This window comes from Shewanella sp. c952, from assembly GCF_019654975.1.
GTDB lineage: Bacteria > Pseudomonadota > Gammaproteobacteria > Enterobacterales > Shewanellaceae > Shewanella.
The window spans coordinates 1-25,730 of sequence record NZ_BPEW01000012.1; the positions used below are offsets into that span (position 1 = coordinate 1).

Below are 25,730 nucleotides of genomic sequence, written 5' to 3' on the forward strand. Positions count from 1 at the left end.
TAGCAAAATGCACTGGCAGAGCGAGTGAATGGTATTTTGAAGCATGAGTTTCTGCTTTGTCGTTGCCGAACGATAAAAGAGCTTGGTGTGTTAGTTAAAGAATCGATAGAGATTTATAACCAATTACGGCCGCATCTTAGTTTAGGAATGAAAACGCCGAACGAAGTGCATGAAAAAGCCAGTAGGGGGTACCAACTGGCTTAATAAAAACCGTCAACCTATTTTAGGACTAGACATATTCAATAGTTAGCCAAAGGGACTAATTATTTTGCATCTAATATTCTTGAACTACCTATCTCAATTTTTCTTGGCTTTAATGCCTCAGGGATCTCTCTCTTAAGATCAATGTTGAGTAAACCATTTTCAAGATCTGCGCCAATAACAGTAACATAATCAGCAAGCTGGAATGTGCGCTCAAACCCGCGTTCAGCGATGCCTTGATATAGATACTTACGCTCTTCGCTCTGCTCTGCTTTGGTGCCTTTTACCAGTAACTTGTCGCCTTCACTGGTTATATCGAGTTCATCCATGGTAAACCCAGCAACGGCCATGGTAATGCGATAGCGGTGTTCATTGAGCAGTTCGATATTGTATGGTGGGTAACCTGAATTGCCTTTGTTTGACGCGGCATGTTCAGCAAGTTGTGCCAAACGGTCAAATCCAATAGCGCTACGGTAAAGTGGTGTTAGGTCGTAATTTCTCATGGTATATCCTTGTATAAAGCAATATATTTAATTTTATTGGCCGACTCATTCAAAATGTGAATAGTTGTCGCACCGGGCTAATTTTCACTAACGTTCTCGACCCCGAAGGCATCGTAATCTTGCTAGCTAAGAACCTCGTTGAGCGTTCCATAATTAATATATGTAGCCAATATTTTGCTTTTCAAGGGACATTTCACAATTATTTTTAATAATTCCTACAATCCACGATTTTTAGCATTCAATGTGCAACGAACATAAAAAAAGCAGCCATTAGGATGCTTTTTATCTTAAAAGCTACAGGTTTAGTTTGCAGCAGGTGCTGCTGGGCAACCCTTCAATGATTCGCCACCAGCAAGGTATTCAATATCTCCAGCAACAGGGTTAAAGTCACCAACTAAAATTGAATCCTGAGTTTCGATATAATCACGTAAAACTAATGCATCAGCGATTTCAATTGAAGTCGCTTCAATTGCTGGGTAACCATCACCACCGGCCGCCAAGAAAGTAGAAAGTGAAAACTTATAATCTTTACTTGCGTCGAATGTTTCGCCAGCGATTTCATTAATCGTTACTTTTTTAGCATCACAATCTACAGAAAGCTTAATGCCATCTAACTGAGCGTAAGAACCTGCACCAACAGTTTTTGTTGCAACTTCGTTCATATACTCAATAAGATCAGTACCACTCATAGTCGCATAAGCTACCATGTTACCGAATGGCTGTACGGTTAATACATCACGGTAAGTAATATCACCCTCAGTGATTGAAGCTCTAACTCCACCAGAATTCATGATACCGAAATCTGCTTCTACCAGTTTATAAGCGCTTTGCGCTCTTGCAAGTAAGTGGCCTAGGTTAGTTTGCTCATAACGAACAGTCGACTTTACACCAACAAGTTCACCATCTGTAGAGCCAATAACTACGTCCAATAGCTTCTGTCCCTCTTCTTGATAAGCTCTCAATGCTTCTAAGACACCCAAGTTTTGTTCAATTTCTGTCGTTCCTGGGATCAAAGTCCCTGACATTGGATCATCTCTATCTGCTAGTTCAGGTGAACCATATTTATTAAGCACCATCAGGTTTACAGGAACAAGCTTATAGGTCGCGAGATGAAGCTCACCATTAAAGTATTCAAAATCTGCTCGACCTACATACTTACCCCATTCATGGGCTTGCATGATATATGTGCCGTTTTGTGTATCTGGTGCACAATCATCGCCGCGATTAAAGTCAGCATAATTATTAGTACCAGGCTCCATACATACAGGGTTCTGAGAATGACCGCCTATTACGGCTTGAAGGTCACCTGCAGTGACTGCACGAGCAAGTGCAACATCACCCGGTGCGTTACTACCACTAGCAGCATCTGCATAGTGGCCCATATGAGTAGTCGCAAAAATCAAATCAGCGGCATCAGCGCCTTGTATTTCTTTAATAACTGCTTTTAGCTCTTTAGTTGGGTCTTTAAAATCAAGACCGCTGATGTATTCTGCGTTACCGATTCTGACAGTATCTTCAGTCGTTAAACCAACAACAGCTATACGCAAGCCATTAACATTGAAAACCTTATAAGCATCAAAGTAACGTTCACCTGTCTCTTTGTCATAGATGTTTGCAGCAAGCATTGGGAAATCCGCAAGTTTACGCTGCATTTCAACAACATCTAATGAGTTATCAAATTCGTGGTTACCGACAGCCATAGCGTCATAACCTATTAAATTCATGCCAATAAAATCAGGTACAGCATCTTGCATATCAGACTCTGGTACACCAGTGTTGATATCACCGCCAGAAAGCAGCAATGTTTCACCACCTGCAGCTTCAACTTCGGCGCGGATCTGATCGATCAGCGTTTTACGCGCCGCCATACCGTACTCACCATTGGCACTTTGCCAGAAGCGACCATGGTTATCATTGGTATGTAATACGGTGAACTTTGTACAAGCTTCGCCAGCTTCTGCACACGTAGCAGGTAGCACTACTTCTTTGTTGTCATCATTATCGCTACCACATGCTGTTAACGCTGTAACAACAGCTGTCGCGATTAGTCCTTTAATTAAAGTCTTTTTCATTACAATCAACCCCTTGATTATTTTTATGTTTTTGCAACATTTTATATATTCGGCAGAAATAACCCTATTTTCGCCGAGAATCATCTTAGCAAAGATTATGCTTTATTTGTGTCACATTCATTACATAAGATGATCTAAACCACTCTTTATTAAGTGTTTTGTTTCAAGTTATGTATCATTAACAGAACAAGGGGGTACTTGGTGAATTTAATATCAACAGCAGATAAAGGGATTGTTACTAATACTGGAAACTAAAACAAATAATTTCATTACGTTATAGGGATAAGGAAGATAGAATCGATTGTTTCTAATAGAGAACAGGCGCTGCCCTATTTAGCAACGCCGGATCGAACAAAAAAACAGCTATTAGTTTTCACTAATTTTAATTAAGTAACTTTTGCAACCATATAGAGATATCTCGTAGCTGCTCAGGTAACACATTATGTCCCATATTATAGGTTTGCCATTCAGTAGCATAACCTTGGCTTTGCAATAGTTCGAATGCCATTATGCCGGCATTAAGCGGCACAACTTCATCTTGAGTACCGTGTTGTTGCAAAATAGGCGTAGCGCTATTCTCAGTAGCAAGGTCAACAGGCATTTTATCAGCCGTAGGCAGGTAGCATGATAATGCCATAATTCCTGCTAGTTTTTGCTTAAATCTTAAGCCACAAAACAGACTCATTACTCCACCTTGGCTAAACCCAGCAAGGACGATTCGGTTTGCCTCAATGCCGAGTGCTATTTGTTCATCTACTAACGCACTAATTAGATGCTCGCTTTCAAGCACTCCACTCATATCAGCACGGTCGTGAAGATCCATACTCTTTATGTCATACCAAGCACGCATAATGTAGCCACTATTAATAGTGACAGCTTGCTCTGGCGCGTGAGGAAAAACAAAACGAATACTGTGACCATCTGGTAGCCCTAACGCTGGTACCACTGGGGCAAAGCCTGCTCCCGAATCACCTAATCCATGTAGCCAAATAACACAAGATGTAGCAGGAATTGAAGGCTCAACGGTAATTCTCTCTAACGGCTTATCTAGCATGACTTTCCTTTTGTTTTATTTAGTCCAAACTCAATTGCTGCATCATATCAGTCTCCCTGCAAACATCCTATATCGTTATTTAATAGAAAGGTTTGAGCAACTAAATGCACTTTAATACTGCCGCAGCTGCATCTAAGCTGAGCTAATTGATATAACAGAATACAGGCGAATAGCATGGGTTTACTTCAAAACGGACAGTGGGTCGATAAGTGGTACTCAACTGAGGAGACAGGCGGTAAATTTACTCGTTCAGAATCAAGCTTTAGAGATTGGGTAACCCCTGATGGCAAGCCGTTTGCAAACGGATTTAGAGGCTTTAAAGCTGAATCGAATCGTTACCACTTATATGTATCACTCGCCTGCCCTTGGGCTCATAGAACTCTAATTTACCTTCAACTCAAAGGTCTACAAGAGATTATTGGAGTAACCGTTGTCGAGCCGCACATGTTAACTAATGGCTGGGAGTTTTCTGGTAGTAAGCAAAGTCTAATCGCCCATCATATTGAAGGCGCTGATGTTGATGAATTAAACGCTGCTGACTTTCTTTATCAGATCTACCAAAAAGCAGATGCTAGTTATAACGGCCGAGTGACTGTCCCCGTGCTCTGGGATACGCGTACAAATACGATCGTCAGCAATGAATCTGCTGAAATCATACGCATGTTCAATAGCGCCTTTGATCATTTAGTTGATAGCAGTAGTGATTTTTACCCTCAAGCGCTGCATGCAGAAATCGATGAGCTAAATAGCTGGATCTATGACAGCATCAATAATGGCGTCTACAAGGCAGGCTTTGCCACGACTCAAGTCGCATATAATGAGGCATATGATCAACTGTTCACAGCTTTGGACACATTAGAAGAGCGACTGTCAACGCGCCGTTATCTTACTGGAGATGAATTCACAGAAGCTGATATTCGCTTGTTTACCACTTTAATTCGATTTGATGCCGTTTATGTCGGACATTTTAAAACCAATAAACAACGGATAGCAGATTACCCTCACCTGTTTGGTTATGTAAAAGATATTTATCAAATGGATGGTGTGTCACAAACAGTCGACTTTGACCACATTAAACAACATTACTATTTTAGCCATGAGATGATAAACCCAACTAGAATAGTGCCCAATGGGCCAGATATTGACTTCAATCAGCCCCATGGTAGAGAGCAAATAAACTAGCCGATCCCTAGCTCAGTTTTAATCTGTTGCAGTTGCTCGTCATTGTCTAACTTAAGGTTCCAGCGCACAGCGCCTGCATCAGCAATCATCATTAATGCATCTTGATGGAATTTGATGTCTTCCACCATGGCATATAAGTGACATTGATTATTTAGCCTTACTTGCACTTCAAATGGCGTGAGCACAATTTTTCCATTACTAAACTCAATAATCATCTATGGTCTCCGTTTTTAGCGCTATATTAAAAAAGCCCAACTCAGTTGGGCTTTTAATAGGCATTAACTCAGCTTAGTGCTGATGTCCGCCCTTACCATGTGCATGTCCATGAGCAATCTCTTCAGAGGTTGCATCACGTACGTCTGCAACTTCTAAATCAAATGTTAATTCACGGCCTGCTAATGGGTGGTTAACATCCACAGTTGCCATAAACTTACCCATTTTAATAATGGTGACTTGGCGTTGACCTTGATCAGTGCTGATCAAAGCGCGCATTCCAGCCTTCCATACTTTAGCGCCTTGTAGATGCTTAACAGATACGCGTTGTTCTGCATCTTCGTTACGCTCACCGTAAGTTTCGCTAGCAGGCAATGTGACAGAAAACTTAGCGCCCACTTCTTTACCAACAAGTGCATTTTCAACACCAGGCATCATATTGTCGTGACCATGAAGGTATGCGATAGGCTCAAGACCTTCGTTGCTCTCTAAAACTTCGCCCTGTTCATCACGTAATGTGTAGTTAAATTGCACTACAGAATCATCTTTAATACTCATGGTAATCCTTAACTCAAATTTTGTTGCGTGAGCTTAACAAAAGTCATTCAAAGCCACTAGTGTTATCTCCTATTACAATTGAGCACCTGGCACAATCGTAATATGCTCAATCTGCTGCAACACTTGATGATTGGCCAAGGCAAGTTGGCAAACACCAGATGTGATCTTATGCTTCGCAGAGCAATCTACACTCCATTGGCGCAGTAAATACCCTGCTAACGATGCTCGGCATGTCAGCATTAAGCGTTGATTTTCCATTTGGTAATCAAGCTCTATTGCTTCAGGGTGAGCCAAAGAGGGATGAGGAATGAGTTCAAGTTCAATTTCTTGTTGCCAATATTTATCATGCTCATAAGTCTCTAGGTATTTAACACTAGCATCTGAAAGCACGGCACTTTTAATACGAGTCACCACAAAGTCTGTAAACAATTGGTTAGCCCTATCAAATGCTCGAACATGCCAACGCTGACCATTATTTACCAACGCATGGGGGACTATCTCTCTGGGTTTATTGCCCGATGACACTGACACGTACTCTATCGCTAGTGCTTGTTTGGCTTGAATAGCCCGCATTAGTGCTGCAATGATGTCTGTGTCTGGGTGAATAAGTTGTATCGCATCAATACACACAGCGCTTGGCTTGACCGGATGTGATAAGCCATCTCCAAAACCTTTGGCAAGACCATGCAATATGGCTTCAGGTTCATGGGCAAATAGCGCTTTAAACTCTGGCAGACGGTGATAACACTTAGTCTGGTGTACCAAGCGCATATTTGTCGGCGCTAAAGTTTTATAGCTCTGAAAATCTCGGGTAGCCGCCGCTAAGCCGGTAGCAAATTTATTGATTAAATCTTGACGGGAAACTTGACCGAAATACTGCAAACTAAAATCAATAAAAGCGAGACGTTGTCGTTGCGCGTGAGAAAGGTTGTCCATTGTAATATGCCATTCCAGTCGATAACTTTATTGAAGAAATTCAATCTAATATATCGACAAAAAAGATGCAATCGTTTTGATTGCACCCTTTTTTTAAATCGCTATTTGCCTACTGGACTTTCTGCTTATTCAACACCGAGTGCTTTAAAGGTCGCTTCGCTTGGATAACCATCAGCGACCAAACCATTACCTTTTTGGAATGCTTGTAGTCCTTTTAAAGATTTAGATCCCAAGATACCATCAGGCTTACCGACATCAAAACCCAGCGTATTGAGCTGGCTTTGCAGTGCCTTTACCTTTGCGCGGCTCAAGTTTGGCATTTTAGGTGGCTTAACTTTAAGCCCGGCAGCACCATTGATTCTGTCAGCTAGATGCCCTACAGCTATTGCGTAAAACGTAGAGCGATTCCACTTCATAATGACATCAAAATTGTCATAGCCCAAAAATGCAGGACCAGTATGACCTGAGGGCAAATAAAGAGCAGCTTGCATGTCTGGTGTACTTAATGGGCTTCCATTGGTTTGTGTTAAGCCAAGTTCTGCCCACGTTGTCAAAGGTTGTGCTTCCGCTCGGCCAAGATAAGCGTAGGAAAAATTATTAGGTAGACTAACTTCTCTTCCCCAACGCTCGTCGCGCTTCCAACCTAGGTTTTGTAAAAAGTGCGCCGCTGAAGAAAGCGCATCCTCAGTGCTGTTCCAAAGATCCGCTTTGCCATCACCATCACCATCTACAGCATATTTAGCGTAAGCCGACGGCATAAACTGAGTATGCCCCATCGCGCCCGCCCATGAACCGACCATCTGCTTTTCATCAAAACCGTATTGCTCTTTTAACTTCAAGGCTTGCATCAATTCGGTAGTGAAATATTTGCTCCGACGCGGATCACACGCCAAAGTAGCTAGCGAGTTAAGCACTGACATTTTACCTTTATAGGAACCAAAGTTTGTTTCTAAGCCCCAAAATGCTAACAAATACTGTGGTGGAACACCGTATTCTTTTGCTAAGCGTTGCAGTAGTTCTCTGTGTTCTTTATAGAGCTTTCGCCCTTGTTGGACACGCCAATCTGTGACCCGTTTAGTAAAATAATTTTCAAAGGATGAGCTAAATTCTGGTTGTTGGTTATCGAGCTCAATGACCCTCGGCACAAATTTTACATTTGCCAAAGTGTTATCAATGGTATTTTGCGATAACCCTTGGGTTTTAGCTGTTTGTTGCAGATTAGCGACACAAGTCGCCCAATCAGGGGATGCGACGGATGCAAATACGGTAGAACTGCTAAAAACAAGCGTTGCTGCAAGGGGGATTAATTTAAACAATAGAAGGCTCCCAAAAAATGAATGACGCTAACGTATGAGTACACATATTACTGTGAGGTTAAAAGATTAATCTTACCTTAAAAAAAACAACTTTATAGATGATTTATAGTTCATTAAATCGATACTAGAAGACCTTAGACCGATTCACTGATAAAACGCCATCGATATCGACTAATATAGACTAAATTGAGACGGTTATAGCGGTAAATTCGGTCGTTTAGTTTGACTGCTCAAATTAACTGCTACGTATGCACTGCTCAGTCATCAAATACGCGGTTAAACAATCGAAAACAGTTAAATAACTTGCCAAAAGGTATGCGCAGTTGCAGACTACTGCCAATAGAGATAATCAATATCTTTCATTAACCAAAAGAGATTAATCATGACTGAGATGACTCCAGCTTTAGAAAGCTTTATCAACAACGTAAAGCAACACCAAGTGGTTTGGGGCCTGCAAGATGAAACAGGTGAAGGTTGGGTTGTATGTGACTCATCTGAATTTGAAGCAACAGATGTGATGCCTTTATGGTCTGAAGAAGCTCAAGCTAAAAGCCACTGTACTGACGAATGGCAGGCATACAGCGCCGTGGCTATTACTCTAGAAGAGTTTTTAGAGTACTGGGTAGGCGATTTAAATGATGACGGTGTGCTAGTTGGTCTTGATTGGGTCGCTGAGCAAGAGTGTCTTGAAGTTGACCCTATCGTTCTTGCTACTTCACTGGTTAATGTTGAAGAAGAGTAACCGTCTCAACAACCAGAACCAATCTAAAGTAAGCGCTAATCGTCAAGATTGAGCGCTTTCTTTTTAATAAAGGCCGTATTTAATAGGTGAAGCATATTGTTTGAACAAGCCCCGTTAATCGACATTCCATTTGATCGCAGGCATCAATGCTGGTTTTGTGGTGAACCTAGCTCAATGCAACTCAGTTACGCTAAAGAACATTACACTCCTCACCCATCACTGATGGTTCCAGCATGTAAGGAATGTTTTAAGATAGCTAAACAACACAAGCTAACGTCTATCTGGGACTGTAAAATGGCAGTTAAAGATGAACTCATGCGTATTTACGAAAAACATCTTGCCATTGGCGTTAACTGGACTAAGCAAGAACTTGAAGAATCAGAATTTGAAGATAAAGTTTTTGGTGGATTTAAGAAAAGCGCTTGGATGATGTATGAGATAGCAAGAGATAGAGTTAACTACCCTGCGTGGCCATTAAGTCTTAATGGTGTCGCTATTGACGACTTTGGTTACAATGCAGACTTTAGTTTTGACGGTGTTAACTACAGTTCTGTCACCCAAGCCATCAAATTCTACGCAAAACAATTTGTGCTCGATAAACGCTTTCTAGAGGATATTATCAGTATTGTTGGTAAACAACGTTTTGGATTTGCTATTCGAGTTGCACAAATCAATATCGCTGCCACTTCAGAGCTTAAGCGGCAGATCATCAATGACTTAAAGCTAGAACATCAGGATTAGCGGTTTAATGACTGCGTCAGCAGAGCCTCTGATTGACGCAATCTATCTTGCACAACTTCAACCAGTAGATCCGGCTGAAACTTCGAAATAAACCGGTCACAGCCTACTTTCTCAACCATTGCATTGTTAAAACTGCCACTTAGAGAAGTGTTTAAAGTGATGTAAAGATCACTCATACGTTTGTCTTTACGGATCTCATGAGTCAACTTGTAGCCATCCATTTCTGGCATCTCAGCATCTGTGATCAGCATAATAATATGTTCGGAGACGTTTATACCGCTGTCGCACCATTGTTGTAACTGATTAAGTGCCATTAACCCATCGGACACCTCTATAACTTCGAGCCCTAGTTGTTCAAGCGTCTCTCTCACTTGACGTCTAGCAGTAGCGGAATCATCTGCGATAAGCACCTTTCTACCTTGCATTAATGGCAACAGTTGTTCGTCTAACACTCCATCGGATAGTTTAATATCGTATTGAATAATTTCTGCCAGAACCTTTTCTACATCAATAATGGAAACAAGCTCTTGCTTATCTTGATATTCAATTCGGGTTATCGCAGTGAGATAATTATTAGGTCCGACGGTTTTAGGCGGAGGTAAAATATCGCTCCAAGTTAAATTGACTATGTGCTCGACTTTATCAACTAAAAACCCCTGAACTGAACGATTGTACTCAGTAATAATGAGATTACTCTGCTCATACACTGCCGAAGGTCGAAAGCCGATGGCTTTACGCAGGTCAATGACCGGAATGGCTAATCCACGAAGATTCGCAACACCAATAATACTTGGATGACTGCCAGGCATTGCAGTTAAAGGCGGTACTCTAACCACTTCCTTAACTTTAAAAACATTAATGGCAAATAGCTGGGTCACACTGATCCTGAACAACAACAGTTCCAGTCGGTTTTCACCAACCAGTTTTGTACGTTGATCTACACTTGCAAGCATTTGCGTCATGATGTTTCCACCTAAAGTACCATTAGAGCAGCGATTATAACGATATACGCCATAAGATAACTAGGTCAAAAATAACTTTAATGCACAGATTTTATTCAACATTACAAGTTTCGCAAGAAACATTGATCTCAATGACAAAATAATCGTGCCACGAACTGAATATGCTGGATTCAGTGGGATTTTAATCACAGGTTCATTGCTACAAGGTGAACCCAAGCACCGACATTCATATAGGCGAGGCGTTGATTGCCACTAATGGTCATTCCCTTGGTAAAATCAATAACGCTGAGTAAAGCCCACGCTCTTATACTAAAAAGCTGCCCATCATAGAAAGGCTTTGTGCCTGCCCACTTCGTTGCTGTATTCACTTAAACGAGAATAATCATTCCTACGCTAAAACGCCTAGAATTGAACTGACACAATGCCTCAGAAACGAACACCTTCAAGTAAAGCGGATATATGTGATCCAATTCAATTCAACCTGCGTAGTGGTAAACAAGAGCCAATAAAACAATATTTTGGCGATATTGATAGGCAGAGTGAAAATAATGCAAAATATTCAATCACAAAGTTCCCAAAGTCGTTATGCTAAGGGGTATGTTCCTTTCAAAAAGCCTTATATGGAAGAATCAAACTCAGATCTACAAGCACAGCAACTCAAAGAGAAGCTCGTTAACGTGGCTCATACACGTTGCAAACGAGACTACGCCGAACTATTTAGTTTCTTTGCGCCAAAAATATTAGCATTTGGCAATCAAAGGCTATCTACCCAAGGGTTAGCCATGGATCTTGTACAAGAGACCATGACGGCGGTTTGGACCAAAGCACATCTTTTTAATGCAGACAAAGGTGCCGTGACCACTTGGGTGTTTACTATAATGCGTAACCGTTGCTTTGATATGTTGCGAAAAGTCCAGCATAACAAAGAGGATACGGTTAGTGATGACATCTGGCCCATCTTTGAAACAGTAGAAGAAAACGAACCAGAAGATCACATACTCACCAACAAGCTTATGCATCATGTTGAGGAGCTTCCTCCTTTGCAACAGCAGGTAGTGCGAGGCATTTACCTTCAAGAGTTAAGCCAACAGGAGCTCGCAAGCAAGCTAAATGTTCCGTTAGGCACTGTAAAATCAAGGTTAAGATTAGGTTTGGTCAAACTTAGAAGTATTTTGGAGAAACATCATGATTAATTACCATCCAAATAACGACATGTTGCTCGAACATGCTAAGGGTAACCTCAATCTTGCTATGGCAACGGCTGTATCTGCACACTGCGAACTCTGTCAGAAGTGCCAGCACGTCCTAGCTGAGATGACTCAATTTCAAGCAGATGTCGCTTTATCCGAAACCGATAATTCAGCGCAGGAATTTGAAACCAGTATTGATCTAGATGACATGCTAACGTCTATTATGCAGCTTACCCCTGCATCAATAGCCAGTCGCCTTCCTCAACACGCCATTGTTTCAGTCAAAGGGCATGAATTTAGCTTACCTACAGCCTTCAGACAGCAAACAGACCAGACATGGAGCGGTATAGGTAAAATTAGTCGAATGCGACTTGATACTGAAAAAAGCCCTTCAAGAGCAAGTTTACTGCACATTGATGCTGGCGGAGAAATACCAGAACATACTCATCAGGGTACAGAGGTAACCTTACTGCTTGAAGGCCATTTTGAAGATGAATTTAATCGTTATGGTCCTGGAGATTTCATCGTACTCGATAGTAATCATCAGCACTCACCAAAAACTCAAGAGGGTTGTCTTTGCTATACAGTGGTTGATGCACCATTGCATTTCACCAAAGGCATTAGCAAGCTTTTAAACCCAATTGGCGAGCTAATCTACTAGTCAGCTTGAAACTAAAAAAGGCCGCATATTGCGGCCTTTTTATCAAAATGTTCTATTACTCTGGCGCGATGGGAACCACTGGAACGATACGCGAACCATGTTTGACCACTGTATTCATAATTCCAAAATGAAGCTCTTCTGAAACCAATTGGAACTCTGCAAAATCGGTTGTGCCGATGTAAGCAAAAACGTTCAGTTGCAAACCATGTAATCCAAAACCCTTAAAGGTCACTCTCAATGGTGTTTCATCCACTTTTTCGTGCTCTACAAGTAGGCTTTTTATATCGTCAATAATTCCATGTAACTGCTCAGTATTGGTTTTATAATCCAGCCTAATATCCGTTTTAAAACGAATTTTTTCTCGTTCTGATATGTTTTCGATATCCATTTCTGATAGTCGTGCATTTGGCACATTGATCACCGTTCTATCAATGGTTCGAATGCGAGTGCAGCGCAATCCAATCTCTTCTACCGTGCCCGAAATGGTGCTGAACCGACCAACGTCTCCTACTCTTATTGGCGCAGAAGAATAAAGAGTAATCGTACCAATAAAGTTTTCAATTGACTGTTTAGAGGCTAATGCAATCGCTACTCCACCAATCCCTAAACCGGCAAGGATCGTTGATGCATCAAAGCCTAGATGTTCAAGCCAGATCAAGATAGTCAGTGCGACGAGGATCACTCTTATAAAATTAGCTAACGGTCGTAACAGTGATGCAGTTTGACTCTTGCCTTGATTAATCCAACGTAAGCGTAAACTGTTCTGCAATACGTCAGTCAAACTCCAAATGAACCAAATTATTGCAATAACGAGTAGAAATCCAGTGTTAACTACCGCCATTACATTTGCCGAAAGCGTAGTGTTAGCCATCCAAGCACGGTCTAGCAATAACGCTAATAACAATCGAGAAGGTCCTACAACTAAATGGGCTAAATCAGCTTTATATTGATATTGGCTGCGAAGAATGAGTTTTTTTGCAAGCCAAGTCAGCGGAATAACAACCAGCAATGCCAGAACAAGGTAGCTAATCAGCAGTGCCCATTCCCACAAGTTCAGTTTAAAAAAGTGCCCTTGAGGAATATTCTGTACGTACCACTCAACAATGGGGCCATAGCCGAGTTCGCTATACAACATTGGTACTTTAGCGACTGTTGCATTGGAAATTTTCCAGATTTTACCAAGTTGCTTATCGGGGACTTTTTGCAACAAAAGTGTGATTTGATTGCCTTTAACTTCTACCCGGCCAAATGCGTCGCGATAATTTGGCAATTGGTCGTCACTTGCACCACTGGGTAAATCACTTATCTCTTCAAGGTTGACCCAAATATTACGCTCAATAATCGCCACTAATTGCTTGGCGTACTCAGGCCCAAGATCCTTTGACATCCCATCGGGCAAATAACGTAGATCTAGATACTTTGCTGCTTTATCGAAGTTCTGCTCAAATGTTGCCTCAAAGAACCCCTCTATCGTTCCCCGCGGAGTATCTCTAAACAAACTATCTTTATAGTCATAACTACTGGCTTTGGCGCTGGCAGTATTCAGCGCTTCTGTCGATTCAACATTCGGCTTCACTGCGCTCGCGAGTCCTGGTGTAACCGCAGATACAATGCCAATATTGCTTGCTAGCAATATCAGTCCCAAATAAAAAATAATCCTTGCCATTAATAGACCCCCTTTAAAAGCCAACAACTAAGAAGCTACGTTAAACTTAGCATGGTTCAACGTATTGTTAACATTTAATAATTGATAAGACTTTCACTTTAAGTGTTGACAAGTTGTACTAACTGGATATAATCCGCTCAGTTTTAGAGATATACCCTTTTTTGATATACTTTCACCGCCTTCTGTAAAGTCCACGATTCGTCGTTTGATCCCCACATAAGCGTTATCACAACAGGTTCGATCATCTTAATCGGCAGTCATTTTACTGTCATATCTTTATGTTTTACTTCGTTGCAGCTTGAGAATAGTTCAGTATTTGTGATCTTAACGACATATTCGTTAACAATACTGCGTACCAAGCCACTTGTATAAGCATAAAAAGATGAGTAATCTCGAATGGAACTTAAATTCATCTTTCGCGAAAATGCTAAGGATATTCTATCGTTATAAAACACTACCAATATTGGTAGCATTAATAAAAAGGAGTGTGACCATATGTCATACCTAGTAAATGGACATGAAATTACCGTTAACTTTCCAGTAGACTCAATTTCTGTCAACAAATCATCAATCGCCTTTACTGACAGTCAGGGTAAAAATAGACAGACTTTTTCAAAGCGCACTGAAGCGCTTAAATTTATGAAGTGGTTATTGTCTTCAAGTAAGTAAGTTTTAAATCTGTAGTACCGACTTTTCGATACATTTCCTCTCACTCGTATCGATAGTTTGTCTTCATAGGCAAACGAATAGGACTGAAACATATTCAGCTATTTAGTTAACTTCATTTGGTTCAGGCTTTACCTCTGCTCAGGTAAAAAGCCTAACCAAGTGGATACCCACCCTCTCAATGATAAATCTCCCCCGACTCAGTAAATCATAATGACACTAAGTCGCAGGATACTTACGTTGGTAACGCGGTAACATGGTCGCATTCCCCAATAAACCACCTTGATGAATATAAAGTATATTCGTGTCTTCGGTATCTGATAACAGTTTTTCTACACACATCCACCCTTTTGGATCATACAACAGTTCAAACTCTATCCCTTGCTCGGCAACTTTTTGCCAAATCTGATAAAACTCTCGATACAGTTTTCCAAAATGATATTTTTTGTCTGTTTTCACTACTTGGGGATGAAACGAAACGTCTGCAATTAACGCTGAGAATTGTTGAGAAAGATAGCTTTCATCACCAACACAAGCACAGGTTTTGACAGAAATATTCGGGGCGTTAAGTAGAAAATATTCATTAAGAAAAACAGCCGTTGTACCTGTACCTGACGGTAAAAAGACAGTTAATTCTGTCAATTCACTCAGTGAAAACCAGTCACTTATTTCTTTAGCCAGTTGATGTACCCCTTCCCTAGCGTAAAGACAGCGCCCACCTTCAGGAACAAACAGTGCTTGGTTGTCAGCAGGGAGCACCACTTGCTCTATATATTCACCACAACTTCGATTTTGTCTGTCATCAACTAGCGATAAATCAATTACATTCGCTCCGTTTGCTAACGCCTGCACATAATTGCCCTTTTCAGAACTCAATACTTGAGCTGCTATATGATCGGTATAAAAATCAAATTGCCAACCTTTCAGCTTTGCCAATGCGGACATAGAATAGAGAGAATTAGCTACCGGAGAGCCGTAGCCAACTAGTCGTGAAACACTGGGGAACTCATGGTTCAAAAAGTAGGCGAACTTCCGTGCTTTGTTTCCAGAAAACTCTTTATGTAACAGGTCATCTCTCTTAACAAAAATACGACTTCCGTTATATTCAATACTATCTATTGGTGTGTTGATTAACACAGGCATTCTCGTTAAACCATGGAAGGGTAATTGTAACCCTTAACAGTATCGAGTTCAGGCTATAGCGGTGCAAAATACCACTTTTTAGTGGTTTTGATTAATCCTAATCATTCAAAATAGCCCTAAATAACTATAAAACAACAACTTAAAATATGGCATGATTATGGCGTTATGGTAAGTTGGGTCATCGAGATTGATGACTAAATTTTATTTTGAGGGATCTTAAATGGCAGTATTGCGCTTAGTGTTTAACATAGCATGGTTTATTTTAGGCGGCTTTGTAATGGGTCTTGCTTGGTGGTTTGCAGGCTTACTGTGTTTCATCAGTATTATCGGCATCCCTTTCGGCAGAGCCTGTTTCGTGATTGGTGAGATGACATTTTGGCCATTTGGCCAAGACTCTGTTAATCGCCGATCTCACACGGGCATGGAAGATCTAGGCACTGGCGCATTTGGTACCATCGGCAATATTGTTTGGTTCTTACTGTTTGGGATCTGGCTGGCCATTGGTCACATTATGCATGCTTTTGCTTGTGCAATTACCATCATAGGGATCCCGTTTGCACTACAGCATTTAAAGCTGGCTATTTTAAGCTTAACCCCTATAGGTCAAACCGTGGTTGCGAAAGCTTAGGGCTGTCATAACAACACCTTCTTTAGCTGCGCGATTAGCGCAGCTGAACTATCTAAGCTGATATCATGCCCAGCATTATCAAACTCTACATGCTGACATCGGTAATGTTCTGCCATAGATTTACTACTCTCTGGCGAAACTAACTTATCTAACTTACCACTAAAAACAACAATAGGTTGCTGCAGTGAATCACAGCACCTAAACCAAGTACATGCCCAAAGTTGACGCAGTGCATTCCAAAATTTAACTCGGTTTTCTAACTTCAACTCAGACCAATGCTTGGCCATTGTGTCGTTATCTCCAAAGCGTTCACTGGACAATTTGAGCGCAGTAGCTTCCATGCAATCAATCCCGTGGTTTCTATTTCGCATCCGATATGCAACTAAAACTGCAGGTAAACTAAAGCGCCTATACCAAGGCGACAGATTGGCGGCACTTGCATTAATGACAACAATATTACTGACTTTTTCGGGGGCTAAACGTGCCATTTCAAGAGCTATCATTCCCCCCATTGAAAGCCCTATTATATTGTTATCATTGCCCTCCAATTGCTCCAATAACGCACGGGCATATGCCGTAATGGTTAATGGACTTTTCTCATGACTAAACACACCGTTACCTAAGCTATCCATTGCAATGACATCTACATTGAAAGCTATTACCTCAGCAGATAAAGACCCAATGAAATCTTGCCAATGACGTTTATCACGCATCAAACCACGCACAAGTATCCACTTAGGATTTTTATTGTCAGAATGTCTATCCATCAGCACCGAAACCATCGATTTAATGCTGCACTATTCTGTTTTAACAACAATTCTAAATTCATATTCTCCAACTCTCTACTTGCAGCTAAGTCCATTAAAAAATGCATTAAAACAGTATGTTTTCGCAATGTCCTTACCTGTCGATGCTGCTTTTGTGGATTGAACAATCCTGCAAAATTAAATACTTGCCGTGGATTTTTTTTTACCCAGCTCCAGGAGCCCATCTCTAATGTTAATGGTAGAAAAGACTTATCATTTTTTGGCGTTGCAAGGTAATCCCAAATATCACCATGAGTCCGATATATTAAGCTTTGAGGTGAGAAACTGTAGTGACGATGATGTGGATAACTTGCATGATATAACTGCTCCAAATAATGGATCTGCCCTAAACTTTGAATCTGCCTGTTAGAGCCTGCAAACGGAAACCAGATGTGATCGGTCATACCAAAGCCTGAATGGGCATCTAAAGATATAAGGCTAGAGCTATTAGTCTTAAGCTGTTCAACATATTGGATCAAAGCCTGCGTTTCTTGCTCTACACCTTGATGGCCCCTATACCAAGGCAAATGAGATGAAAGTTTTTGCCCACCAACAAGAAATGTAACCTTTGTTTCCGCCTCTATGGGAGCATTGCGCATTAGGTCCACCCGCTGTCCATTGCAGCGTGTACCGTTTAGTAACCCGACAGGATTAACAATTGGAACAAAAGCGAGTTTAATTTTGGTTAACAACAGCTGTAATTGACTGTCCCATTCAAGCCTAGATAGAATACTTTCAAGCAACGCCATTATTACCTGAATACCAATTACCTCAACGCCATGCACGCCTCCAACAAATAATACACAGGGCACGTCACATCCCTTTGCTCCCAACTCAACGCTAATAACGGGATAGCGATAGTTTTTAAACTCCACTTTAGCCAACGTTCTAGCATGCAACTGCGGATAGCGCTCAATCAAGTCCACTAATGTTTGTAACTCAGTAGGCAATGTTTCCATGATTTAATAGCGAAGTGATTAAGGTTAAGAGAACAAAGTAAGCGACTAATAAGACAGAGTAAGGTCAAGCAGATGACAAAGCTATTGCGGCATGTTCTGTTTTAGTATTTTATCCACATCGATTTTAGCCAAACCTTGATTAAAAAGATCGCGCCACTTCTTACCTTCTTCATTATTTTTAAAGGCAATATAAAGCTCTTTGTGGGTCAAAATACGTTTATTCAACTGTACTCGACTAGCAACAGGCTTCATATCAGGTTGTGCAAGTAAATAACCCAAAACATAGGTATCGATAACTGCAGCATCTATGCGTCCTGAAACTACTTTTTTAATATTATGGATATCTGAAGCGACCGCTTCAGCTGGCTGTACACCTTGGGCAATCATATTATCGAGTTGCTCGGTGTTAATGTACCCTTGGACTACGCCAATAGTGTATTGATTAAGGTCACTCTGATTTGACCAGCTAATAGGGTGACGTTTTTGCTCAACCAACCCCAAGGGGCTACTGCCCATCGAATTAGAAAAGACGAATTTTTCTGTTGGGTAAGCATATTCAGGTAAATATCCGGAATATTTTGAATCATCTCTCGATGCCATTCGCACAGCACGGCTCCAAGGATAGAAATCGACCTGAACCTTATGCCCGACAGCTGCTAATGCCGCACGAGCTATCGCAATACTAGCCCCCTCATTCTTCAACTGACTGCCAGCATAGGGTGGCCAATGCAAAGAGGTTAAATACAGTGTATCTGCATAGCTAAGCGATGATGCGCTGCTTAGCAACAAAAACAACATAAACCATCGCCGCTTGCCGATTACATCAGTTACTGTTTGAATATAAGTAAAAATATAATTACACATACTGAGTATTTAGCCTCCTTCGCCTTCTATCTCGCAGCATTAACATTCACTGGCCTACCAAAGATTCTAGTCAATCATAGCGATATCACCAAGAATAGCGCCTCAACCCCCTAAATAGTACTCTATAGAGTAGCGTAACACTCCAAGACTCAGAACTTATGCACAGCTAAAACAACGAAAGGAATTGTTACAGTTGCTTTTACCTATCATTGGAGATCAGGCATATACTCAGTAAGTACAATTAACATACAAAGCCTTAATCGCAGGTGTTGAATGTTAGCCACCCTCAACGAATCACAGGAGAAGCGAATGCTAAAGAAAACACTTATTACAGTCGTTGGTGGATTACTGACACTAACAGGTGCAGCCCTCATAATATTGCCAGGTCCAGCTTGGTTATTGCTACCGATAGGTTTAGCAGTGTTAAGCTTAGAATACACGTGGGCGCGGTATTGGCTTAAAAAAAGCCAAAATCACATGAGCAACACGGCTCGTTGGCTCGATAGGAAGATTTTACTGCGTAAATTGAAACGATAATAACCCATGTGTTATCTCGCTGTATTTCGCGTTATAGACTCTAGAGACAAACGTGACACTATCAAACAGAGACCGCTCACCCTAGCAAGCAAAATTGATTTCTACTGCGACTAAGATCCCATTAAACTAATCCAAACAAGCGATAGTCTCAATCGATTCAAAGAATTATCTTCAATAAAAATAATAACTTAATATAGCCCCACAAATAACCATACACAATGTAAGTTTATAGGGGCGCCCATGACCAAATTATCGATTCTTACCCTCGCCATGACTACTGTTTTTTCTGCAACGGCATTTGCTGCAAGCGAACCTATCGAGATAATACCTGCAGCAGTAATCACTAACCCAGAAAAAGTAGAGCTCGGTAAAATGCTATTTTTCGAGCCAAGGCTATCCAAGTCAGGTTTCATCTCTTGTAACTCTTGTCACAACTTGTCACTTGGCGGCGTCGATGCTTTGCCAACGTCAATCGGACATAACTGGCAACAAGGGCCTATTAACTCCCCTACCGTACTAAACGCTGAATATGGATTGGCACAATTTTGGGATGGGCGAGCAAAAGATCTTAAAGAGCAAGCCGGTGGTCCTATCGCTAACCCTAAAGAGATGGGCTTTAGCCACGAACTGGCAGTAGATACTATTCGTTCAATGCCAGCTTATCAGGCGCGATTTGCGAGCGTTTACCAGAGCGATGCGATTACGATTGAAGAGATCACCGACGCCATAGCAGAATTCGAAAAAACACTTGTCACACCAAATGCACCATTCGATAAGTTTTTACTTGGTGACAAAAATGCTATTAGCAGCGAAGCAAAAGCGGGATACCAGTTATTCAAAGACAAAGGTTGTGTGAGTTGCCATAACGGGCCAGCGGTCGGTGGCACCATGTATATGAAGATGGGACTTGTGAAGCCTTTCCACACCAATAACCCAGCTGAAGGACGAAAAGGGGTTACCGGTAATGAAGCCGACAAGTTTGTGTTCAAAGTACCAACGCTAAGAAATATTGAACTCACCTACCCGTACTTCCACGATGGCAGTGTTTGGGAATTGGCTGAAGCCGTAAACACCATGGCTGATATCCAGTTGGGTCAGGCATTAACAGAAACTGAAACTAAACAGATGGTATCGTTTTTGAATTCCTTGACCGGTGAGCAACCACAGATTGTATTGCCAATTCTGCCTCCATCGACAGCAGAGACGCCTCGCCCAGTGCCATTTGCAAATTAACCTCGCCAATAATTAAAGTTTAAAAGCAAAAAAGCCGCATAATGCGGCTTTTTTATATTCTTAGTTTCAACCTAATTTACATCGCCGGCTGAAAAGATAGCACTCTAAAACGCTCTACAATGGCGTTTAATACACCTTGTTGACGCATATTACTGAGTACACCAGGACTAAACCTGTCTAAGCGAGACATCGCTGTGACTAACAACTGACACTCATATAATGTGGCATCTGCTATATATTCAGGACGGTCAACCATATAGCTATTGTTGTACCACTCATCCCATTTAAATGTTTCAAGCAATAAGCCGTCACGGTCTAGATGGGCAACAAACTCTTGTAAACGCTTGTCTGAAACAAAATGATTACCAATAACAAGATCTTGAGCATACTCTTTATATAGACCAGCTGCGTGGCTCTGTATTGTTGAGTTGTTCATACTATACCTCCGTTTAGAACTGGCCATATGCTGCTCTTTAATATAGAGAAGACTATTTATGTAGATAATTGATATCTGCATAAGGCATACCAGTTTTCAATGAGGTTATTCTAATTGATGCTTGCTGAACGCAAACTTAACAACGACATATCGCTGTTAAGTGCTTATAAAACAGGCTTGAAAGTGTTATTCCTGCTAATTGCACCAAGCTAAAAACTTGCGAATTTTAAATAATATGTGCCACAGTTCCTTTCTATATATCCAGATTATTCCTCAGCCTTCTGTTACTTTTTCATTATTGTTTGCAATATGCTAATGCAATCTGCATTGACTATACTTAGTCGTAATGAATAACAGCGTTGAGAGTACTATGAAGTTAAAAATCAACAGGATTGTATTTGTACTACTTGCAATCTTCATCAGTAGCGGCTCTGTGTATGCATCTGACAAACATGACAAAAGTGACAAGCAAAAAGGTAAAAATAAGCAACAAACGCTGCCCTATGGCCTGCAAAAGAAAGTTGACCGAGGAGAACCATTACCACCTGGCTGGCAAAAAAAGCTAACACGAGGCGACAGGCTAAGTGACGAGCTATTCTCTCGAGGCAGAGTCACATCGCCTATCGACTCCAATGGAAACCTTGTCATCGACATCGATGATGTGCCAATTAAGGTCAATAACAAAACCCGAGAAATTATTGATATTCTCATCAAAGATAATTAGTCTAAATGTAGATGCTCATTTTTAAGGCCTGCTGCCAGTTCAACTCTAGATGTATGGACGTAGAAACGGTTATTCCCTTTTAAGTGAGTGCAACAGATAAGTAGGCTGGCACCAAGCCTACTATGATGGGCTGCTTTTAGTAAAAATCGGTGTTATTGATTTTACCAAAGGGACGTCAATTAGTGGCAATCAATGCCTCGCCTAGATGAATCTAGCAGGATGGATTCAGCCTGCAGCAGTGAACCTGTGAACCTGTGAACCTGTGAACCTGTGAGCAAAATGCATTAAACTCCCACTGAATCTAGGATTGTTAAGTAGACTGGGGAGAGGACAAGGGCAATTAAAATTACTCACCTAACTTTGTTGTATCTTCCGCAGCAAACTCTTCCATGATCAATTCGGTAAATAAACGCCCAGCTCTGCCTAACGGGCGCTCCATCGTGGATACCAGCTGAGGTGTAAAACTAAAACGATTGCCACCGCTAAAATCGACTTCGACCAACTGACCGCTATTAAGCTCATCAGCAATCAAAAAATCAGGCATCCAGCCAAAACCTAACCCCATTAGTAGTGCATTCTTTTTCATGATAAAACCAGACAAGTAGAACACTTTGTCGCCGCCAAATTGCAACTCATCACGATGCAACTTTTCCGGTGAGGAGTCCTCAATAGTAAGTTCAACATGGCGCTGCAATTCAAAAAGACTAATGTTTTTCTCAATCGATAATGGATGGCTTGCTGCTGTGACTAATATACTGGTTATTTCTGGCAACGGCTGAGGCCGATAATGGGGGCCCGTTCGATAATCTTTAACCAACATTAAATCAGCACTGTCACGCTCAAAACGTTCTTGAACTCCCCCTAGAAACTCCATATTGAGCTGCACTTTTGTCGGGATTTGTTGTTCCGCCATTCTTTTTAACGCGCGCATAATCGGCTTCATAGGTAATGCACCGTCAACCACCAACTCAAGCTTGGGCTCCCAGCCTTCACTAAACCTGCTGGCTAAATGTTCAATATTTGTTAGGTACTGCAGCAACCTTTGCCCTTCAGCCAAGATAACTTTACCTTCAGGTGTTAATTCAGCGCGGTATTGATCCCGACAAAAAAGGTTTACACCTAGGTGTTGCTCTAGCTTTTTGACTTGATAGCTCACCGCAGACTGCGCTTTATGCAATCGCTCTGCAGCCTTAGCAAAACTGCCCTCTTCCACCAGCACTTGCAGCACTTTAAATGCATCGACATCAATGCGCATATTACTCTCCTAGCGTAAACACAAACATACCATCTAAAAAATAGATTAAGTTGGGTTAATTATTATTCTTTTTTTTGCTGTTGTTAGCAACTAAATTGATAACAAGATCACATTATTAGAATAAGTGCGAACGCACACAGAAAGGAAAGCCAGTATGCCATTTTATGTGAAGCAGGGAGAGATCCCTACCAAGCGTCATATCACATTCAAAAAAGACAATGGGGAGCTTTATCGTGAAGAGCTGTTCTCGACCCATGGCTTTTCCAATATCTATTCCAATAAGTATCACCACAACATGCCAACAAAGGCATTAGAAGTCGCGCCTTATAGCTTAAGCCATGGTGCAGACTGGCAAGACTCTTTAGTACAAAATTATAAGCTAGATACTAAACAAGCTGATTGCCAAGGTAATTTCTTTAGTGCCCGCAATAAGATTTTCTTCAATAACGACGTGGCGATGTACACCGCTAAAGTGACTGAAGATACCGACGAGTTTTATCGTAACGCTTATGCGGATGAAGTGCTTTTTGTTCACGAAGGCCAAGGGACGTTACTAAGTGAGTACGGTGCCCTAGCAGTTAAGAAATGGGATTATCTCATCGTTCCAAGAGGGACTACCTACCAACTTAAATTTGATGACTATAAGGCCGCTCGCCTGTTTGTCATCGAGTCGTCGACCATGGTTGAGGTTCCGAAACACTTTCGTAACGAATATGGGCAGATGCTTGAATCAGCGCCTTACTGTGAACGAGATATCCGCACCCCAGTTTTGCAAGAAGCCATTGTTGAGAAAGGTAATTTCTCATTAGTGTGTAAATTTGGCGACAAATATCAGCTAACCGCTTTAGAGTGGCATCCGTTTGATCTCGTCGGCTGGGATGGCTGTGTTTATCCATGGGCATTTAATATTCAAGAATATGCCCCTAAGGTGGGTAAAATTCATTTGCCGCCGTCTGACCATCTGGTATTTACAGCGCATAACTTTGTTATCTGTAACTTTGTACCACGCCCTTATGATTTCCACCCACAATCGATCCCAGCGCCTTACTACCACTCCAATATCGACAGTGATGAAGTGCTTTATTATGTCGACGGTGACTTTATGAGCCGCACAGGTATCGAAGCGGGTTACATGACATTACATCAAAAAGGTGTACCACACGGACCACAACCCGGAAAAACTGAAGCCTCAATAGGCAAAACAGAAACCTACGAATACGCAGTGATGGTCGATACATTCGCCCCACTCAAATTGACTGAACATGTAAAGAACTGCATGAGCATCGACTACAACCGTTCTTGGATTGAAAGTTAGACTTAACCAAGAGCAACAGCCATCAACGTAATGGCGACTAAGAATTGATAAAGGATATTACAATGGCAAGCGAACAAAACCCACTCGGCTTACTCGGTATCGAATTTACTGAGTTCGCGACTCCTGAGCAAGATTATATGCATCAGGTTTTTATTGATTTTGGTTTTTCTTTACTAAAAAAATCCAAATCTAAAGAGATCCTCTACTACAAGCAGAATGATATCAATTTCCTGCTTAATACCGAACGTAAAGGTTTTTCTGCAGAGTTTGCCAAAAGTCACGGCCCAGCAATTTGTTCAATGGGTTGGCGCGTAGAAGATGCACAGTTTGCTTTTGAAGGCGCAGTTGCTCGCGGTGCAAAGCCTGCAGATGAAGAAGCAAAGGATATGCCATACCCAGCCATATACGGTATTGGTGACAGCCTTATCTATTTCATCGACACTTTCGGCGAGAATGACAATATTTATGCCACTGACTTTGAAGATTTAGACGAGCAAGTGATCACCCAAGAAAAGGGCTTTATTGAAGTTGATCACCTGACGAACAATGTTTACAAAGGCACGATGGAACATTGGTCTAACTTTTATAAAGATATCTTTGGTTTCACTGAAGTTCGTTACTTTGACATTAAAGGTTCTCAAACAGCACTTGTGTCATACGCCTTACGCTCACCAGATGGAAGCTTCTGTATTCCAATCAATGAAGGTAAAGGTAATGACAAAAACCAAATTGATGAGTACTTGCGTGAATATGACGGTCCAGGTGTACAACATTTAGCTTTCAGAAGTCGCGACATTGTCGGTTCTTTGGATGCTATGGAAGGATCATCAATCCAAACCCTCGATATTATTCCTGAGTACTACGACACTATTTTCGATAAGCTACCGCAGGTGACTGAAGATCGTGAACGTATTAAGCACCACCAGATCCTAGTTGATGGTGACGAAGAGGGTTATCTGCTACAGATCTTTACTAAGAATCTATTCGGCCCAATCTTTATAGAGATCATCCAACGTAAGAACAACCTTGGTTTTGGCGAAGGTAACTTCAAAGCTTTGTTTGAGTCTATTGAACGTGATCAACAAAGACGCGGTGTACTCTAATTTTTTAAAGAGTAGAACCTAAGCAAATATTTACTTTATAAAACCAGCTTAAGTCTGCCAAATG

General features: G+C 41.3%; 27 protein-coding genes and 1 pseudogene. 13 read left to right on the forward strand and 15 right to left on the reverse strand.

All coding sequences use genetic code 11. From position 1 onward, the window contains the following. Positions 1-204: pseudogene (locus K5R16_RS10115) on the forward strand (integrase core domain-containing protein); the annotation flags it as partial. Positions 205-263: 59 nt separating this feature from the next. Here K5R16_RS10115 and K5R16_RS10120 read toward each other — a convergent pair. From K5R16_RS10120 to K5R16_RS10130, 3 genes are all read right to left on the reverse strand, one after another. Continuing rightward, a complete protein-coding gene (locus tag K5R16_RS10120; protein ID WP_020912924.1) occupies positions 264-704 on the reverse strand; it encodes an Hsp20 family protein in 441 nt (146 codons plus the stop codon). A 302-nt stretch (positions 705-1,006) separates the two neighbouring features. Then, positions 1,007-2,776, reverse strand: coding sequence for a bifunctional UDP-sugar hydrolase/5'-nucleotidase UshA (gene ushA / locus K5R16_RS10125; protein ID WP_220737442.1), 1,770 nt, complete (start codon positions 2,774-2,776; stop codon positions 1,007-1,009). Between the two features lie 382 nt (positions 2,777-3,158). After that, complete coding sequence (locus K5R16_RS10130) at positions 3,159-3,830, reverse strand: alpha/beta hydrolase (RefSeq protein WP_220737443.1); 672 nt, start codon at positions 3,828-3,830, stop codon at positions 3,159-3,161. A 174-nt stretch (positions 3,831-4,004) separates the two neighbouring features. Here K5R16_RS10130 and K5R16_RS10135 point away from each other — a divergent pair, with 174 nt between their 5' ends. Next, entirely contained in the window at positions 4,005-5,012 is a 1,008-nt protein-coding gene (locus K5R16_RS10135; protein WP_220737444.1) for a glutathione S-transferase family protein, read from the forward strand. Here the strand turns inward: K5R16_RS10135 and K5R16_RS10140 are convergent. The 4 genes from K5R16_RS10140 to K5R16_RS10155 all read right to left on the reverse strand — a co-directional run bounded on the left by K5R16_RS10140 (position 5,009) and on the right by K5R16_RS10155 (position 8,035). Further along, complete coding sequence (locus tag K5R16_RS10140; protein WP_220737445.1) at positions 5,009-5,227, reverse strand: DUF3389 family protein; 219 nt, start codon at positions 5,225-5,227, stop codon at positions 5,009-5,011. The genes K5R16_RS10135 and K5R16_RS10140 overlap by 4 nt on opposite strands. Positions 5,228-5,300: 73 nt before the next feature. Then, entirely contained in the window at positions 5,301-5,783 is a 483-nt protein-coding gene (locus K5R16_RS10145) for a peptidylprolyl isomerase (RefSeq protein WP_220737446.1), read from the reverse strand. Between the two features lie 72 nt (positions 5,784-5,855). Next, positions 5,856-6,719 (reverse strand): YafY family protein, encoded by an 864-nt coding sequence (locus K5R16_RS10150; protein WP_220737447.1) that lies wholly within the window; start codon positions 6,717-6,719, stop codon positions 5,856-5,858. A 125-nt stretch (positions 6,720-6,844) separates the two neighbouring features. Beyond that, positions 6,845-8,035 carry a lytic murein transglycosylase gene (locus tag K5R16_RS10155; protein ID WP_220737448.1) on the reverse strand — a complete coding sequence of 397 codons (1,191 nt, stop codon included), beginning with the start codon at positions 8,033-8,035 and terminating at the stop codon, positions 6,845-6,847. 382 nt (positions 8,036-8,417) lie between these two features. On the opposite strand from K5R16_RS10155, the gene K5R16_RS10160 reads away from it, so the two are divergent. Beyond that, positions 8,418-8,777, forward strand: coding sequence for a DUF2750 domain-containing protein (locus K5R16_RS10160; RefSeq protein ID WP_020912933.1), 360 nt, complete (start codon positions 8,418-8,420; stop codon positions 8,775-8,777). A 96-nt stretch (positions 8,778-8,873) separates the two neighbouring features. Next, entirely contained in the window at positions 8,874-9,518 is a 645-nt protein-coding gene (locus K5R16_RS10165) for a hypothetical protein (protein WP_220737449.1), read from the forward strand. Here the strand turns inward: K5R16_RS10165 and K5R16_RS10170 are convergent. Further along, positions 9,515-10,480, reverse strand: a complete 966-nt coding sequence (locus K5R16_RS10170; protein WP_220737450.1) for a chemotaxis protein CheV — start codon at positions 10,478-10,480, stop codon at positions 9,515-9,517. The two genes, K5R16_RS10165 and K5R16_RS10170, sit on opposite strands and share 4 nt — an antisense overlap. Before the next feature lie 548 nt (positions 10,481-11,028). Between K5R16_RS10170 and K5R16_RS10175 the strand changes: the two genes are divergently transcribed. Then, complete coding sequence (locus K5R16_RS10175) at positions 11,029-11,673, forward strand: sigma-70 family RNA polymerase sigma factor (protein WP_220737451.1); 645 nt, start codon at positions 11,029-11,031, stop codon at positions 11,671-11,673. Further along, the gene (locus K5R16_RS10180; RefSeq protein ID WP_220737452.1) at positions 11,666-12,331 is read left to right on the forward strand and encodes a ChrR family anti-sigma-E factor; all 666 of its coding nucleotides are present in this window, start codon (positions 11,666-11,668) and stop codon (positions 12,329-12,331) included. Before K5R16_RS10175 ends, K5R16_RS10180 begins: the two co-directional genes overlap by 8 nt. A 55-nt stretch (positions 12,332-12,386) precedes the next feature. Here K5R16_RS10180 and K5R16_RS10185 read toward each other — a convergent pair whose 3' ends face one another. Further along, entirely contained in the window at positions 12,387-13,997 is a 1,611-nt protein-coding gene (locus K5R16_RS10185) for a mechanosensitive ion channel family protein (protein ID WP_220737453.1), read from the reverse strand. Between the two features lie 495 nt (positions 13,998-14,492). On the opposite strand from K5R16_RS10185, the gene K5R16_RS10190 reads away from it, so the two are divergent. Then, complete coding sequence (locus tag K5R16_RS10190; protein WP_220737454.1) at positions 14,493-14,666, forward strand: hypothetical protein; 174 nt, start codon at positions 14,493-14,495, stop codon at positions 14,664-14,666. Positions 14,667-14,882: 216 nt separating this feature from the next. Here K5R16_RS10190 and K5R16_RS10195 read toward each other — a convergent pair whose 3' ends face one another. Further along, a complete protein-coding gene (locus K5R16_RS10195; RefSeq protein ID WP_220737455.1) occupies positions 14,883-15,806 on the reverse strand; it encodes a 1-aminocyclopropane-1-carboxylate deaminase/D-cysteine desulfhydrase in 924 nt (307 codons plus the stop codon). Positions 15,807-16,026: 220 nt separating this feature from the next. Between K5R16_RS10195 and K5R16_RS10200 the strand changes: the two genes are divergently transcribed. Beyond that, complete coding sequence (locus K5R16_RS10200) at positions 16,027-16,434, forward strand: YccF domain-containing protein (RefSeq protein WP_220737456.1); 408 nt, start codon at positions 16,027-16,029, stop codon at positions 16,432-16,434. 5 nt (positions 16,435-16,439) lie between these two features. On the opposite strand, the gene K5R16_RS10205 is transcribed toward K5R16_RS10200, so the two are convergent. The 3 genes from K5R16_RS10205 to K5R16_RS10215 all read right to left on the reverse strand — a co-directional run bounded on the left by K5R16_RS10205 (position 16,440) and on the right by K5R16_RS10215 (position 18,997). Continuing rightward, on the reverse strand, positions 16,440-17,201 hold the full coding sequence (locus K5R16_RS10205; protein ID WP_220737457.1) for an alpha/beta fold hydrolase: 762 nt from the start codon (positions 17,199-17,201) through the stop codon (positions 16,440-16,442). Continuing rightward, positions 17,201-18,199: a M14 family zinc carboxypeptidase gene (locus K5R16_RS10210; RefSeq protein WP_220737458.1), complete on the reverse strand. Its 999-nt coding sequence runs from the start codon at positions 18,197-18,199 to the stop codon at positions 17,201-17,203. Before K5R16_RS10210 ends, K5R16_RS10205 begins: the two co-directional genes overlap by 1 nt. An 81-nt stretch (positions 18,200-18,280) precedes the next feature. Beyond that, the gene (locus K5R16_RS10215; RefSeq protein ID WP_220737459.1) at positions 18,281-18,997 is read right to left on the reverse strand and encodes an ABC transporter substrate-binding protein; all 717 of its coding nucleotides are present in this window, start codon (positions 18,995-18,997) and stop codon (positions 18,281-18,283) included. Between the two features lie 375 nt (positions 18,998-19,372). Between K5R16_RS10215 and K5R16_RS10220 the strand changes: the two genes are divergently transcribed. Together K5R16_RS10220 and K5R16_RS10225 are read left to right on the forward strand one after the other, a co-directional pair. Next, complete coding sequence (locus tag K5R16_RS10220; protein WP_220737460.1) at positions 19,373-19,600, forward strand: PGPGW domain-containing protein; 228 nt, start codon at positions 19,373-19,375, stop codon at positions 19,598-19,600. A gap of 270 nt (positions 19,601-19,870) precedes the next feature. Continuing rightward, a complete protein-coding gene (locus K5R16_RS10225; RefSeq protein ID WP_374758393.1) occupies positions 19,871-20,833 on the forward strand; it encodes a cytochrome-c peroxidase in 963 nt (320 codons plus the stop codon). Positions 20,834-20,909: 76 nt separating this feature from the next. Here the strand turns inward: K5R16_RS10225 and K5R16_RS10230 are convergent, their stop codons facing one another. Then, positions 20,910-21,269, reverse strand: a complete 360-nt coding sequence (locus tag K5R16_RS10230) for a DUF6508 domain-containing protein (RefSeq protein ID WP_220737462.1) — start codon at positions 21,267-21,269, stop codon at positions 20,910-20,912. Positions 21,270-21,639: 370 nt separating this feature from the next. Here K5R16_RS10230 and K5R16_RS10235 point away from each other — a divergent pair, with 370 nt between their 5' ends. Continuing rightward, positions 21,640-21,993, forward strand: coding sequence for a hypothetical protein (locus tag K5R16_RS10235; RefSeq protein WP_220737463.1), 354 nt, complete (start codon positions 21,640-21,642; stop codon positions 21,991-21,993). 346 nt (positions 21,994-22,339) lie between these two features. Here the strand turns inward: K5R16_RS10235 and K5R16_RS10240 are convergent, their stop codons facing one another. Further along, on the reverse strand, positions 22,340-23,248 hold the full coding sequence (locus K5R16_RS10240) for a LysR family transcriptional regulator (protein ID WP_220737464.1): 909 nt from the start codon (positions 23,246-23,248) through the stop codon (positions 22,340-22,342). 154 nt (positions 23,249-23,402) lie between these two features. On the opposite strand from K5R16_RS10240, the gene K5R16_RS10245 reads away from it, so the two are divergent. Continuing rightward, entirely contained in the window at positions 23,403-24,563 is a 1,161-nt protein-coding gene (locus K5R16_RS10245) for a homogentisate 1,2-dioxygenase (RefSeq protein ID WP_220737465.1), read from the forward strand. A gap of 62 nt (positions 24,564-24,625) precedes the next feature. Further along, positions 24,626-25,666 carry a 4-hydroxyphenylpyruvate dioxygenase gene (gene hppD / locus K5R16_RS10250; protein WP_220737466.1) on the forward strand — a complete coding sequence of 347 codons (1,041 nt, stop codon included), beginning with the start codon at positions 24,626-24,628 and terminating at the stop codon, positions 25,664-25,666. Positions 25,667-25,730: the final 64 nt, after the last annotated feature.

Coding starts and splice junctions, on each gene's coding strand:
- K5R16_RS10245 (WP_220737465.1), top strand. CDS start 23,403: ATGCCATTTTATGTGAAGCAGGGAGAGATCCCTACCAAGCGTCATATC.
- hppD (WP_220737466.1), top strand. CDS start 24,626: ATGGCAAGCGAACAAAACCCACTCGGCTTACTCGGTATCGAATTTACT.
- K5R16_RS10230 (WP_220737462.1), bottom strand. CDS start 21,269: ATGAACAACTCAACAATACAGAGCCACGCAGCTGGTCTATATAAAGAG.
- K5R16_RS10225 (WP_374758393.1), top strand. CDS start 19,871: ATGACTACTGTTTTTTCTGCAACGGCATTTGCTGCAAGCGAACCTATC.
- K5R16_RS10205 (WP_220737457.1), bottom strand. CDS start 17,201: ATGGATAGACATTCTGACAATAAAAATCCTAAGTGGATACTTGTGCGT.
- K5R16_RS10215 (WP_220737459.1), bottom strand. CDS start 18,997: ATGTTGTTTTTGTTGCTAAGCAGCGCATCATCGCTTAGCTATGCAGAT.
- K5R16_RS10150 (WP_220737447.1), bottom strand. CDS start 6,719: ATGGACAACCTTTCTCACGCGCAACGACAACGTCTCGCTTTTATTGAT.
- K5R16_RS10180 (WP_220737452.1), top strand. CDS start 11,666: ATGATTAATTACCATCCAAATAACGACATGTTGCTCGAACATGCTAAG.
- K5R16_RS10235 (WP_220737463.1), top strand. CDS start 21,640: ATGAAGTTAAAAATCAACAGGATTGTATTTGTACTACTTGCAATCTTC.
- K5R16_RS10240 (WP_220737464.1), bottom strand. CDS start 23,248: ATGCGCATTGATGTCGATGCATTTAAAGTGCTGCAAGTGCTGGTGGAA.
- K5R16_RS10145 (WP_220737446.1), bottom strand. CDS start 5,783: ATGAGTATTAAAGATGATTCTGTAGTGCAATTTAACTACACATTACGT.
- K5R16_RS10135 (WP_220737444.1), top strand. CDS start 4,005: ATGGGTTTACTTCAAAACGGACAGTGGGTCGATAAGTGGTACTCAACT.
- K5R16_RS10160 (WP_020912933.1), top strand. CDS start 8,418: ATGACTGAGATGACTCCAGCTTTAGAAAGCTTTATCAACAACGTAAAG.
- K5R16_RS10140 (WP_220737445.1), bottom strand. CDS start 5,227: ATGATTATTGAGTTTAGTAATGGAAAAATTGTGCTCACGCCATTTGAA.
- ushA (WP_220737442.1), bottom strand. CDS start 2,776: ATGAAAAAGACTTTAATTAAAGGACTAATCGCGACAGCTGTTGTTACA.
- K5R16_RS10130 (WP_220737443.1), bottom strand. CDS start 3,830: ATGCTAGATAAGCCGTTAGAGAGAATTACCGTTGAGCCTTCAATTCCT.
- K5R16_RS10195 (WP_220737455.1), bottom strand. CDS start 15,806: ATGCCTGTGTTAATCAACACACCAATAGATAGTATTGAATATAACGGA.
- K5R16_RS10170 (WP_220737450.1), bottom strand. CDS start 10,480: ATGACGCAAATGCTTGCAAGTGTAGATCAACGTACAAAACTGGTTGGT.
- K5R16_RS10210 (WP_220737458.1), bottom strand. CDS start 18,199: ATGGAAACATTGCCTACTGAGTTACAAACATTAGTGGACTTGATTGAG.
- K5R16_RS10190 (WP_220737454.1), top strand. CDS start 14,493: ATGTCATACCTAGTAAATGGACATGAAATTACCGTTAACTTTCCAGTA.
- K5R16_RS10220 (WP_220737460.1), top strand. CDS start 19,373: ATGCTAAAGAAAACACTTATTACAGTCGTTGGTGGATTACTGACACTA.
- K5R16_RS10185 (WP_220737453.1), bottom strand. CDS start 13,997: ATGGCAAGGATTATTTTTTATTTGGGACTGATATTGCTAGCAAGCAAT.
- K5R16_RS10200 (WP_220737456.1), top strand. CDS start 16,027: ATGGCAGTATTGCGCTTAGTGTTTAACATAGCATGGTTTATTTTAGGC.
- K5R16_RS10175 (WP_220737451.1), top strand. CDS start 11,029: ATGCAAAATATTCAATCACAAAGTTCCCAAAGTCGTTATGCTAAGGGG.
- K5R16_RS10120 (WP_020912924.1), bottom strand. CDS start 704: ATGAGAAATTACGACCTAACACCACTTTACCGTAGCGCTATTGGATTT.